We start from the raw sequence: 11,001 nt of genomic DNA, 5'->3' as shown, positions 1-11,001 counted from the left end.
CCGCCACCACCGAGGCCGACCTGGCCGCACTGCCCGGCGAGGCCACCGACCGGCTGCGCGGCATGCTGCACGACGGGGTCGGTGCGCCGGAGATGCAACGCGGTTCGTGCCGGCGTTACCTTGGCGCACCGGTTGCCAGAGACGCCGTTCGAGGGGTGGATCGGATCGTCGACGCCGATCCGAGGGTGGCGAACAACGCTACGCCGATGTAGACCAGTTGTTCGGGGATGCGGAACCACAGCGGTGTGGCCGCCTGACCAGCGAAGGGGATATTGTCCACTGCCGCATGAATATTCGCGGGGAGCAGCAGGAGCGGGGTCTCGTACATGAGGCACCTCCGTGGAGACCAGCCCGGTCAGTGAGCGGCAGCCGGTGCACCGGTGGATGATTCGGCGATCGCCTGCCGACTGGGCAGCAGCAATGCGACCAGCGCACCGACCGCCACGATGGCCGCGCCCACCTTGACCGCCGGGATGAGGCCGTCCACGTATTCCTGCGGGCTCAGATACGAGCCGTGCGAGGCGAATACCGACGCCAGCACCGCGACACCCATGGCGACACCCACCTCACGGATGGTGTTGTTGGTGCCGGAGGCCATGCCCTGATCGGCCGGGGCCGCGCTGGCCATGACCGCGGTGGCAGTGGGCGCGAAGGTCAGCCCCATGCCGATGCCGCCCAGCACGAAGGGCAGGACGAAGGAGCTGTAGGAGACGTCGACGGTCGTGATCAGCGCCATCCACAGCAGCGCCGCCGACAGGAACACCTGGCCGATGGCGATCAGCGGCCGCACGCCCACCCGATCGATGATCAGCCCGGCGAGCGGAGCCACCACCATCGGGGCCATGGTCCACGGCAGCGTCCGGATACCGGACTGCAGCGGCGTGTAGCCCTGCACCACCTGGAAGTACTGGGCCAGCAGGAAGATCGAGCCGAAGACGCCGACGGAGAAGGTGAAGAGCACGGTATTGACCGCGCTGAAGCTGCGCGACCGGAACAGCCGCAGCGGCAGCATGGGATCGGCCGAGCGATTCTCCCACAGCACGAACGCCGCCAGCAGCGCCGCGCCGCCGATCAGTCCGGTCAGCACCTCGGCCGAGGTCCATCCGTCGTCCGCGCCGTGGATCACGCCCCAGACCACCGCGAGTACGCCACCCGCCGAGAGCAGCAGGCCGACCGGATCCAATTTCCGTGCGCCACCGAAGGATTCGTTCAGGATACGGGCGGCCAGCGGAACGGCGACGATGCCGATCGGAACGTTGATCCAGAAGATCCACTGCCAGCTGAGTCCGTCGACGACCGCGCCGCCGACCACGGGTCCGAGCGCCACGCCGAGCCCGGAGATGCCGCCCCAGATGCCGATGGCCGCACTGCGCATCTTCTCCGGCACCGCCGCCGACAGCAGTGTCAGCGACAGCGGCATCACCGCCGCCCCGCCGAAGCCCTGTACCGCGCGCGCGGCGATGAGCATCCACGGCTCGGTGGCCAGCGCGCACGCCGCCGAGGCCGCCGTGAACAGCGCGATACCCATGACGAACATCCGCCGGCGGCCGATCCGGTCGCCGAGCGCGGCGGCGGTGAGCAGCAGCGAGGCGAAGGACAGCGTGTAGGCGTTCACGAACCACTGCAGGTCGGTGAGCGACGCGTGCAGTTCGGTCCGGATGACCGGCAGCGCGTTGGTGACCACGAGATTGTCCAGCGTGACCATGAACATCGGGATGCCCACCGCTGCCAGGATCGCGGCCAGCGGCCGCTGCCGGGCGGCATCGGCGACCTTGTCGGTGAGATTCGAGGTTTCGAGTGTTTCAGCCATGACCAATCCTTGTTGTTATCGACTGATAACTAGAGAGTATGCATTGACTGATAACATGTCAATGGCACACGGGATCGCCGACGACGAGGAGGCACGACAGCCATGACCAGGACCCGGATGACGGCGACCGAACGCAGCGCGGAAGTCCTCGCGGCGGCAACCGCCGCCTTCGCTGAATCCGGTTACGCCGCAACGAAAACCGACGATATCGCGCGCCGAGCGGGGGTCTCGCAGCCCTATGTGATCCGACTGTTCGGCACCAAGCAGCAGCTGTTCCTGGCAGTGCTGGACCAGGTGTGCGGGCGCATCGAGGAGCTCTTCCGCACCGGGGCCACCCAGGCCGCACCGGACGCCTCCCCCAAAGACCGCCTCGATTCCCTCGGCAACCACTTCGGCGACTATTTCCTCACCGACCGCGATCTGCCCAGGGTCTTCCTGCAGGGCATCGCGGCGGCGAGCGAGCCGGCCATCGGCGAGAGCATCCGCGATCACTTCGGACGCCTCTACAACCTGGCCAAGGAGCTCACCGGCGCGACGACCTACGAGGTCGGCCGCTTCTTCGCCACCGGCATGCTGCTCATCGACCTGACCGCGCTCCAGGTCACCGATAGCGACGACCCCGGCACCCCGCCGTGGGCCACCGAGATCCTCGCCAACCTCAGCGAGGACGGCATCTGATCAGATCCGGACCGGCGCGCCGGGTTTCGGCACCGCGTCGGCCTCGACGATGGCGTCAGACTCGGCCGGCGTCACTTGCCGTGCTGGACCCGAGAGCTCGCATAGAGGCAAATGGCCGCCGCGGCAGCGAGATTCAGGCTTTCGGCGCGTCCGTGAATGGGGATCCGGACCCGGTGGGTGGCACGGGCGGCGATGGCCTTGTCCAGGCCGTGCGCCTCGTTGCCGAACAGCCAGGCGACCGGGCCGCGCAGGATCTCGTCGGCGTCGTCCAGGTCGACCTCGCCTTTGGCGGTGGTCGCCAGCACGGCGATCCCGGCGTGCTCGAGGGCGTCGAGGGTGGCATCGATATCGCGGGAGCGGGCCACGGGAACGTGGAAAAGGCTTCCGGCACAGGCGCGCACGCATTTGCCGTTGTGCGGATCCACCGAATCACCGGCCAGCACCACCCCATCCGCGCCGACCGCGTCGGCCACCCGGATCAGGGTTCCGGCATTGCCGGGGTCGGCGATCTCGACCGGGACGGCCAGCATGCGCGGGGACGCGTCGATGATCTGCGACAGCGGCACATCCACCTGGCGGCACACCGCGATCAGACCGGGCGGCGTCACGGTCTCCCCCAGCATCTCCGCGGCACGGTCACTGACCAGCGTGGTCCGCACCCGTTGCGCCGCGGCGCCGGCCACCAGCTCGTGCTCGCGTTCGGCGGCCCTGGAGGAGTAGAAGAGCTCCTCGATCCGCCCGGTATCGAGCGCGGCCTCCACCGAATTCGCGCCCTCGGCCAGGAACAGGCCGGTCTTGCGGCGCACCGGCGCGCGATGGAGCTTGACCGCAGAAACGACCCGCGGGTTGTGCTCGGAGAGCACGTCCGCGGGTCGTTTCGAGTGTTGCGTCGTCACGCAGGCCGAATCAGGCGGCCGGGGCGTTGACGTCGGCGGGCAGCGCGGCCTTGGCGGCAGCCACCAGCTGGGCGAACGCCTCGGCGTCGTTCACCGCGAGCTCGGCCAGGATCTTGCGGTCCACCTCGATGCCGGCGGCCTTCAGGCCCTGCATGAAGCGGTTGTAGGTCATGTCGTTCAGACGCGCGGCGGCGTTGATACGAGTGATCCACAGCTGGCGGAAGTCACCCTTGCGCGCCCGGCGGTCCCGGTAGGCGTAGGTGAGCGAGTGCAGCTGCTGTTCCTTGGCCTTGCGGTACAGGCGCGACCGCTGGCCACGGTAGCCCTTGGAGGCCTCGAGAACGGAACGGCGCTTCTTCTGAGCGTTGACGGCCCTTTTGACGCGTGCCACTTGTCAGTCCTTGATCGAATAAGGGGCGCTGGGTCTTTCGCGTGACCCGGTCAGTGCGCCCGAGGTTGGTCGGTGATGCGTTCCGCGAACGGATCGCGAGCGGCTGGCTCAGCCGAATTACTTGGCGAGCAGCTTCTTGACGCGAGCGACGTCCGCCTTCGCGACGACCTCCACGCCGTCCAGACGACGAGTCCGGGTGGACGGCTTGTGCTCGAGCAGGTGGCGACGGTTCGCCTGCTGACGCAGCAGCTTGCCGCTGCCCGACACCTTGAATCGCTTCGAGGCGCCGCTGTGGCTCTTCATCTTCGGCATGGATTCCTCAATCTGTCGTGCCGGAGGCGCGCGTCAGCACGCCACCGGAGCTTCTCGTTATTACTGCTGCGGGGTGGCCGGTTCAGCAGCCGGGGCTGCGGTCTCGGCCGGGGCCGGAGCCGGGGTCTCGGCCGGGACGGTGCCGCCCTGGGCCGCAGACTGCTGGGCCTTCACCCGCGTCTTCGCACCCTTGTGGGGCGCGAGGACCATGGTCATGTTCCGGCCGTCCTGCTTGGCCGAAGTTTCGACGAAACCGAGGTCGGCGACGTCGGCGGCCAGTCGCTGCAAGAGCCGGAAGCCGAGTTCCGGACGCGACTGCTCGCGACCACGGAACATGATGGTGACCTTGACCTTCGACCCGGCCTCGAGGAAGCGCATCACATGGCCGCGCTTGGTGGCGTAGTCGTGGTCATCGATCTTCGGCCGGAGCTTCTGCTCCTTGATCACGGTCTGAACCTGGTTCTTCCGGGACTCACGCGCCTTCTGCGCGGTCTCGTACTTGAACTTGCCGTAGTCCATGATCTTGCACACCGGCGGGCGTGCATCCGGCGCGACCTCGACCAGGTCGAGGTCAGCTTCCTGAGCGACGCGTAGTGCATCTTCAACACGCACGATCCCAACCTGCTCGCCACCCGGTCCGATGAGTCGGACCTCGGGAACGCGGATGCGATCGTTGATGCGGGTCTCAGTGCTGATGGGGCCTCCTAGGTCAAGCGGTTCGTCAACGACCGCAAGCAATAACTGCAACCCCAATTCCAACACAAAAGCCCCGTGCTGGTATTTCACCACCACGGGGCCCGAGTCGACCGATCCGCGACGCAAACAGCTCGCATCGCACCACACGCAGGACAAACCCACGTACAGAACCCATCAAGCAAATGATGGGCGACCGGACCGCCTGATCTGACCGGAAGGGCCGATCGACGGTGGGAGTCGGGCTCCACTTGATGCCCCGAGTCGGTTGCAGGAACCAGTCCGGGACGGTCGTCGCGGAAGAGTCTAACACTCATAGCCGTGAGCTCCGAATCGACGGCCCCCGCGACCAGCGCCGACCCGCACAATGGGATGCTCTACCGCATGAGCGAGGCAATCACCAGCGACGAATCGGCCCTCATCGACGGCGAGGTCGTCCGCGAACTGGCCGACATCCCTGCCGTCGAGGTCATCAGCCGCGCCGCCGTCATGCTGATGAGCTCCGCCGCCGAGAAGCTCGGCCTCGGCGAAGCCGATCCTGCCACCAGCCCCCACCTCGACCTCGACGAGGCCCGCCGCGTCATCACCGCCCTCGCCGGCCTGATCACCGCCTCCGTCGAATACCTCGGCCCGCACGCCGGCCCCCTCCGCGAAGGCCTCCAATCCCTCCAGCGCGCCTTCCGCGAAACCTCCGCCTACCCCGACGCCCCCGGCGCCGGCCCGGGCGAGAAGTACACCGGCCCGGTGTACTGAGCCAACCGCTCGGCCGATTCCGCGGCCGATCCACCCCGCTCAGTAGCCTGCGACCGTAGGTCGAGAACCTGGGTCGACCGCGACCCAGCGGTGGAAATGCAATTGCCGTTTTGGTGGGGCCGCGCTACGCCGGGCCGAGTTCCCCGAATCGACTATGGCGCGAAGCCTTCAGTTCAATAGCGTCGCATCGGCTGAGCGCTGTCGAGACTGTGGCGGCAGCTGGATGCCTCAGAGCTGGGGTGCAATTCCGGCGAGGAGCGTCGCGACTACTGCGTCTACCTCGACTTCGGCGTGCGGGGTGCCGGGGAGCATTGCGGTGAGGACTGCGTCGTGGCAGATACCGACGAGGATGGCGGTTGCGGCGGCGGTGTCGGCGGCGGGGGCGAGCCGGGACAGGTCGCGTTCGGCGCGGAGGTAGCGGGCCAGTAGTTCGCGCCAATCATCGTTGCGGGCTTCGGATTCGGCGAAGCGGGTCAGGACGGACGGGCTGGACAGCAGGCCGGCGAAAACCGGGAGGACCGCACGGTGCAGGGTGAGGCCGGCGTGTAGGTACAGCGCCAGGTTCTCCTGGACGGTGGCGGTGCCGGGGGCCGGTAGGGGGCCCAGGGCGGCGTGGGCGGCGGCGACGTGGGCGGCGAGGGCTGCGGCCAGGAGGGCGTCCTTGTCGGGGAAGTGGTTGTAGAGGACGCCGTCGGCGACGCCTGCGGCGCGGGCGATGGCGCGGACGGTGAGGCCGGGTGCGCCCTGGTCGGCGAGGAGGCGCTGGGCGGTGGTGACGAGGTGGTCGCGGAGGTTGCGGTCGTCATCGGTGCCGCGCAGCGCCGCTGCCTTTCTCGGGGACATGGGTGGTTACGGTAGCGGGCGGGTCGCGGTGACCAGGTAGGCCGCATTGCGGAGGCGGACGCCGCCGGGGGTGACGAAGGGGGCCAGGGCGGTCGAGATGGCTGCGCGGACTTCGGTATCGGTGGTGAAACCGGACAGCGAGCGGTGGTAGCGCAGCGGGCCCCAGTCGATGATGAAGTCGGTGGCGTCGTCCAGGTCGCGACCCCAAAGACCCTCGGCCTCACGGTATTCGACGTCGATGTCGCGGAAACCGGCGGCGGTCAGAAGGCCTCGGATGGCGTCGGGGTCGGCGAGCGGGCCGTGGGTGTGCGTGATCTCGAAGTCCGCGAGATGCTGTGCGGCCGCGCCGAATACGGTGCCGAGATCGGTGCCGGGCATGGGCGGCATGGTGACGAAGGCGAGGCGGCCGCCGGGGCGCAGGGCGCGGGCGATATTGACGAAGGCAGCCACCGGGTCGGCGAAGAACATGATGCCGAAGCGGCTCAGCGCGGCGTCGAAAGCGTTGCCGGGAAAGGGGAATACCTGAGCGTCGCCTCGTTCGAAGGTGACATTGGGGACGACCTCGGCCGCCGCGAGGGTGCGGGCCCGGGTGAGCATCGGACCGGAGAGGTCGATGCCGGTGGCGGATCCCGTGCCGGCGCGGCGGGCCGCGGCGCGGGTCAATTGACCGTTGCCGCAACCGATGTCGAGGACGTGGTCACCGGCGGAGATGCGGGCGGCGGTCAGCAGGGGTTCGTTGAAGCCGTGGTTCACCGCGTCGTAGCGGTCGTGGTTGCCCGCCCAGTGTTCGCCCTCGTAGCCGTTCCAGGCATCGGACTGAGCGGTATTGACGATCTCGGTCATGATCGACTCCTATATGAACGCTGGTTCATGAACGTACGTTCATAATGCGCCTCACCCGTCGCTCGGGTCAAGAGCCCCCAGGAGACATGGGGTTTCGACTGTCGGTGGGCTGTGCAATCCTCAGGACATGGCACGGATACTGCTGGTTCCCGGCTTCTGGCTGGGCGCATGGGCGTGGGAGGAAGTGGCCGGGCAGTTGCGGTCACTCGGGGACGAGGTCGAGGCGCTGACCCTGCCGGGTCTGGATCCGGCGGATCCGGAGCGATTGTCGGCAACCCTGGAGACACAGGCGCACGCGATCGTCGCGGCCGGCCGCGAGGGCGATGTACTGGTGGCCCATTCGGGCGCCGGTGCGGTCGCGTACATGGCGACAGATCTAGCGCCGGAACTGTTTTCGCGCGTCGTGTACGCCGACAGCGCACCCATGCCGGACGGGTTCGTGCTCAACCCGGCCCTCGGGGACGCGGCGGAGTTTCCGCTGCCGGACACCTGGGCCGAGGTGGAGGCCATGGGGAACAGCCTGGCCGGATTGGACGAGGCGATGCTGGCCCGCTTCCGGGAGCGGGCGGTGCCGGTCCCGGCCGGCGTGGCGGGCCGCCCGGTGACGCTCGGCGATTCGGCTGCGCGACTGAAGGTTCCGACCACCGTGATCTGCTGCAGCTTCCCCTCGGAGCTGGTCCAGCAGCTCCGCGACGCCGGGGAGCCGCCGCTGTTCCGCGAGCTGCGGAACATCGACGCGGAGTACGTGGACCTGCCGACCGGACACTGGCCGATGTGGTCGAAACCGGAGGAACTCGCCGAGCTGATCCACGAGACCGCACAGCACTGATTCCGCTGAAATTTCAACGATCAGCCGAAATTTCAGGAACCAATCCGGCTAATATCCAGCGACAGAACTGCGCCCACATCAGCGGTCGCACGGCTTGCCGCCGGCTCAGCGACGCTGTTAACGCTCGCCGCCACGTGGGAAATACTGGGTTGCAGGGCAATCGCCTGCGCGGCCGGCTGATCCAAAGCTTTGGCGTCACACAGGTGGTGCTGGTTGGATGCCGGAGTATCGCCTCGTTCGACACGGACGCGGGCGAAGTCCTGCATACTACGACGGGCAGCGGCAAGGCTGTCCTCACAACGAGATCGAACGGAATCTTCGGGGGTTGTACATGAATGAACTGATGTCCCAAGGCAAGCGCACCGCTGGCCGCCGCGTCCGGCGCAGCGTCCTCCCGATCATGATCGCCGCCGCGGCGGCCGCCGCGCTGGTGTCGGGCTGCTCCTCGTCCTCCAGCTCGGACAGCAAGGCCTCCACCTCGCAGGCGGCCCCGCCGTCGCAGCTGCCCGACGGCGCGCAGATCGTCGCCGAATCCGCCAAGACCACCCAGACCCTGCAGTCGGTGCACGTGGTCATGAATGTCCAGAACCTTCCGACCCTCCCGGTCGAGAGCCTCAAGGCCGACGTCACCAACCAGCCGCAGGGCCAGGGTCAGGCCATCGGTGAGGCCAAGGTCAAGGTCAAGCAGGACGCCGACTTCACCGACACCAAGTTCATGGTCGTCGACAAGACCCTCTACACCGGCGACGGCAGCAAGTACTCCCCCGTCGGCCCCGCCGAGAAGATCTATGATCCGGGCGTCCTCCTGGACAAGGACAAGGGCCTCGCCAATGTCATTGCGCAGGTGAAGAACGCGAAGGCCGAGAGCCGCGAGAAGATCGACGGCGTCGACACCGTGAAGGTGAGCGGCACCATCGACGCCTCGGTGTTCGACCCGGTCGTGCCGCAGATCGGCAAGGACGGCGGCACCTTCCCCATCACCCTGTACATCAAGGACGTCGCTCCGCCGAGCGGTGCCGGCACCACGCTGCCGTCCACGGCCGCCTCGCCGGGTACCGGTCCCAACCTGGTGCGCGCCGTGGTCACCAAGGACACGGGCACCGTCACGGTTACCCTGTCCGACTGGGCGAAGCCGGTCCACGTCACCAAGCCCGGCAGCTGATCGCGCACATCCCTGTCATGTGAGTTCGGAGCCGGTTCGGGGAAAAAGCAACGGCGGCAACGCCTGTCGTCCGCCCTCCCCGGACCGGCTTTCGCATTTCGGCACACCGCCCGAAGTGCGATCGCCTACAACGAATTCCGGCTCGCCCCGCGAGCTGGTTAGTCCGCAGCTATCTCGGCTGCACGCTTAAGAGATTGTTCAGTGAAATGCAAGGCGCGGCAGCGACGATTTCGTCCGAAAGTTCAAACGTCGTGCCTGCGTGTGGAGGGATGAAATGACGATCGAACGCCCGGAAGCCGAAGCGACGATCGAACGCCAGGAACCCGAAGGGGAGTTCCGCCGGCCCCCGATGGACGGCCCACCGCCGGTATCGAATGTCTGGGTCTACAACGGCAAAGCCTACGACCTCAGCGACTGGATTTCCAAGCATCCGGGCGGCGAGTTCTTCATCGGCCGGACCAAGAATCGCGACATCACCTCGATCGTCGGTTCGTACCACAAGAATCCGGAGGCCATCGGCCGCATCCTGAAGAAGTACGCGCTGGATCGCGACGCCCTGCCGGAGGACATCCACCCCAAGGCCAACGCGCCCGCCTTCCTCTTCAACGAGGGCTTCGACAGCTGGCGCGACACCCCGAAGTTCACCTTCGACAACAAGGACGACCTGCTCCACCAGGTGAAGGCCCGGCTCAAGGAACCCGAGCTGGCCGCCCGCATCCGGCGCATGGACACCTACTTCAATATCGTGGTGGCCACGCTGGCGGTGCTGTACTTCGCGGTGCAGGGCCTGCGGCTGTTCGAGCGCAGCTGGATGCCGCTGCCGGTGTTCGTGATCGCCATGGTGCTGCTGCGCAGCTCGCTGGCCGGCTTCGGGCACTACGCCATCCACCGCGCCCAGAAGGGCATGAACAAGATCTACACGAATGCCTTCGACTTCAATTACGTCGCACTGGCTTTCGTGACCGCGGACGGCCACGCGCTGCTGCACCACCCGCACACCCAGAGTGAAGTCGACATCAAGAAGAACGTCTTCACCATGATGATGCGGGTCCCGCGGCTGTACCGGGTGCCGATCCACACCCTGCACAAGTTCGGTCACACCATCACCGGCATGACCATCCGCCTGCTCGACGTCTGCCGCCTCACCCGCAAGGTGGGCATCAAGGACATGTACGGCACCTGGGGCGGTGCGCTGCCGCACTTCATCGGTTCCTTCGGCGTGCGCTTCCTGCTGCTGGGCGAGCTGATCGTCTTCACCGTGATGGGCGACTTCTGGGCCTGGGCACTGCAATTCGTGATCACGCTGTGGATCTCCACCTTCCTGGTGGTGGCCAGCCACGACTTCGAGCTGGAGACCGAGGAGATCGAGTCGAACTCCGAGGACTGGGGCGTCAACCAGATCGAGCAGGCCTACGACCTCAAGGTGGTCGGCAACCGCTACGTCGACTGCTTCCTGTCCGCGGGCCTGAGCTCGCACCGGGTGCATCACGTCCTGCCCTACCAGCGCAGTGGTTTCGCGAACATCGCGACCGAGGACGTGCTGCGCGAGGAGTCCGCGAAGTTCGGGGTGGAGTGGCTGCCGGCCAAGAGTTTCTTCACCGACCGCTTCCCCAAGCAGATCCGCACCTACATTCTCGCGCCGTCCGACGACGCGGTGGAGCGCAAGTGGGGGTTCGTCAAGGAGCACTTCTCACCACTTGCCCTGAAGACCTGCGCCGTCTACACGGTTCAGGGCTTCACCGGAATCGGAACCGTCTGAACCGATTCCACTACCGCGGTGCGTCCGTACAT

General features: G+C 67.1%; 14 protein-coding genes. 6 read left to right on the top strand and 8 right to left on the bottom strand.

The features are described from left to right. Positions 1-212, top strand: a 212-nt coding sequence (locus ABZV44_RS35325; protein ID WP_354846210.1) for a hypothetical protein, incomplete at its 5' end; no start/stop codon positions are given. Positions 213-355: 143 nt separating this feature from the next. On the opposite strand, the gene ABZV44_RS35320 is transcribed toward ABZV44_RS35325, so the two are convergent. Then, positions 356-1,810 (bottom strand): MFS transporter, encoded by a 1,455-nt coding sequence (locus ABZV44_RS35320; RefSeq protein ID WP_354846207.1) that lies wholly within the window; start codon positions 1,808-1,810, stop codon positions 356-358. A gap of 102 nt (positions 1,811-1,912) precedes the next feature. Here ABZV44_RS35320 and ABZV44_RS35315 point away from each other — a divergent pair, with 102 nt between their 5' ends. Then, positions 1,913-2,488: a TetR/AcrR family transcriptional regulator gene (locus tag ABZV44_RS35315; RefSeq protein WP_354846204.1), complete on the top strand. Its 576-nt coding sequence runs from the start codon at positions 1,913-1,915 to the stop codon at positions 2,486-2,488. 71 nt (positions 2,489-2,559) lie between these two features. Here ABZV44_RS35315 and ABZV44_RS35310 read toward each other — a convergent pair whose 3' ends face one another. The 4 genes from ABZV44_RS35310 to infC all read right to left on the bottom strand — a co-directional run bounded on the left by ABZV44_RS35310 (position 2,560) and on the right by infC (position 4,834). After that, entirely contained in the window at positions 2,560-3,384 is an 825-nt protein-coding gene (locus tag ABZV44_RS35310; protein WP_354846202.1) for an RNA methyltransferase, read from the bottom strand. A 10-nt stretch (positions 3,385-3,394) separates the two neighbouring features. Continuing rightward, positions 3,395-3,775, bottom strand: coding sequence for a 50S ribosomal protein L20 (gene rplT / locus ABZV44_RS35305; protein WP_354846199.1), 381 nt, complete (start codon positions 3,773-3,775; stop codon positions 3,395-3,397). A 117-nt stretch (positions 3,776-3,892) separates the two neighbouring features. Next, positions 3,893-4,087, bottom strand: a complete 195-nt coding sequence (gene rpmI / locus ABZV44_RS35300) for a 50S ribosomal protein L35 (protein WP_040856904.1) — start codon at positions 4,085-4,087, stop codon at positions 3,893-3,895. 60 nt (positions 4,088-4,147) lie between these two features. After that, complete coding sequence (infC, locus tag ABZV44_RS35295) at positions 4,148-4,834, bottom strand: translation initiation factor IF-3 (RefSeq protein WP_354846243.1); 687 nt, start codon at positions 4,832-4,834, stop codon at positions 4,148-4,150. A gap of 330 nt (positions 4,835-5,164) precedes the next feature. Here infC and ABZV44_RS35290 point away from each other — a divergent pair, with 330 nt between their 5' ends. Then, entirely contained in the window at positions 5,165-5,533 is a 369-nt protein-coding gene (locus ABZV44_RS35290; RefSeq protein ID WP_354846240.1) for a DUF1844 domain-containing protein, read from the top strand. Positions 5,534-5,761: 228 nt separating this feature from the next. Here the strand turns inward: ABZV44_RS35290 and ABZV44_RS35285 are convergent, their stop codons facing one another. Both ABZV44_RS35285 and ABZV44_RS35280 read right to left on the bottom strand, forming a co-directional pair. Further along, complete coding sequence (locus tag ABZV44_RS35285; RefSeq protein WP_354846196.1) at positions 5,762-6,376, bottom strand: TetR/AcrR family transcriptional regulator; 615 nt, start codon at positions 6,374-6,376, stop codon at positions 5,762-5,764. 6 nt (positions 6,377-6,382) lie between these two features. Then, positions 6,383-7,219: a class I SAM-dependent methyltransferase gene (locus ABZV44_RS35280; RefSeq protein ID WP_354846193.1), complete on the bottom strand. Its 837-nt coding sequence runs from the start codon at positions 7,217-7,219 to the stop codon at positions 6,383-6,385. A gap of 127 nt (positions 7,220-7,346) precedes the next feature. Between ABZV44_RS35280 and ABZV44_RS35275 the strand changes: the two genes are divergently transcribed. Next, positions 7,347-8,048 (top strand): alpha/beta hydrolase, encoded by a 702-nt coding sequence (locus tag ABZV44_RS35275; protein WP_354846191.1) that lies wholly within the window; start codon positions 7,347-7,349, stop codon positions 8,046-8,048. 32 nt (positions 8,049-8,080) lie between these two features. Here the strand turns inward: ABZV44_RS35275 and ABZV44_RS35270 are convergent, their stop codons facing one another. After that, positions 8,081-8,314: a hypothetical protein gene (locus ABZV44_RS35270; protein ID WP_354846188.1), complete on the bottom strand. Its 234-nt coding sequence runs from the start codon at positions 8,312-8,314 to the stop codon at positions 8,081-8,083. 65 nt (positions 8,315-8,379) lie between these two features. Between ABZV44_RS35270 and ABZV44_RS35265 the strand changes: the two genes are divergently transcribed. Beyond that, positions 8,380-9,210 carry an LppX_LprAFG lipoprotein gene (locus ABZV44_RS35265; protein ID WP_354846185.1) on the top strand — a complete coding sequence of 277 codons (831 nt, stop codon included), beginning with the start codon at positions 8,380-8,382 and terminating at the stop codon, positions 9,208-9,210. Positions 9,211-9,559: 349 nt separating this feature from the next. After that, entirely contained in the window at positions 9,560-10,969 is a 1,410-nt protein-coding gene (locus ABZV44_RS35260) for a fatty acid desaturase (protein ID WP_354846237.1), read from the top strand. Positions 10,970-11,001 lie beyond the last annotated feature (32 nt).

This window comes from Nocardia sp. NPDC004860, assembly GCF_040609015.1.
Classification (GTDB): Bacteria; Actinomycetota; Actinomycetes; order Mycobacteriales; family Mycobacteriaceae; genus Nocardia.
The sequence above is the reverse complement of the archived record's forward strand: the minus strand, read 5'-3'. Positions and strand labels throughout refer to the sequence as shown.

Excerpts from the sequence above, each read along its gene's own strand:
- ABZV44_RS35320 (WP_354846207.1), bottom strand. The coding sequence starts at position 1,810 with ATGGCTGAAACACTCGAAACCTCGAATCTCACCGACAAGGTCGCCGAT.
- ABZV44_RS35315 (WP_354846204.1), top strand. The coding sequence starts at position 1,913 with ATGACCAGGACCCGGATGACGGCGACCGAACGCAGCGCGGAAGTCCTC.
- rpmI (WP_040856904.1), bottom strand. The coding sequence starts at position 4,087 with ATGCCGAAGATGAAGAGCCACAGCGGCGCCTCGAAGCGATTCAAGGTG.
- ABZV44_RS35290 (WP_354846240.1), top strand. The coding sequence starts at position 5,165 with ATGAGCGAGGCAATCACCAGCGACGAATCGGCCCTCATCGACGGCGAG.
- ABZV44_RS35285 (WP_354846196.1), bottom strand. The coding sequence starts at position 6,376 with ATGTCCCCGAGAAAGGCAGCGGCGCTGCGCGGCACCGATGACGACCGC.
- ABZV44_RS35280 (WP_354846193.1), bottom strand. The coding sequence starts at position 7,219 with ATGACCGAGATCGTCAATACCGCTCAGTCCGATGCCTGGAACGGCTAC.
- ABZV44_RS35275 (WP_354846191.1), top strand. The coding sequence starts at position 7,347 with ATGGCACGGATACTGCTGGTTCCCGGCTTCTGGCTGGGCGCATGGGCG.
- ABZV44_RS35270 (WP_354846188.1), bottom strand. The coding sequence starts at position 8,314 with ATGCAGGACTTCGCCCGCGTCCGTGTCGAACGAGGCGATACTCCGGCA.
- ABZV44_RS35265 (WP_354846185.1), top strand. The coding sequence starts at position 8,380 with ATGAATGAACTGATGTCCCAAGGCAAGCGCACCGCTGGCCGCCGCGTC.
- ABZV44_RS35260 (WP_354846237.1), top strand. The coding sequence starts at position 9,560 with ATGGACGGCCCACCGCCGGTATCGAATGTCTGGGTCTACAACGGCAAA.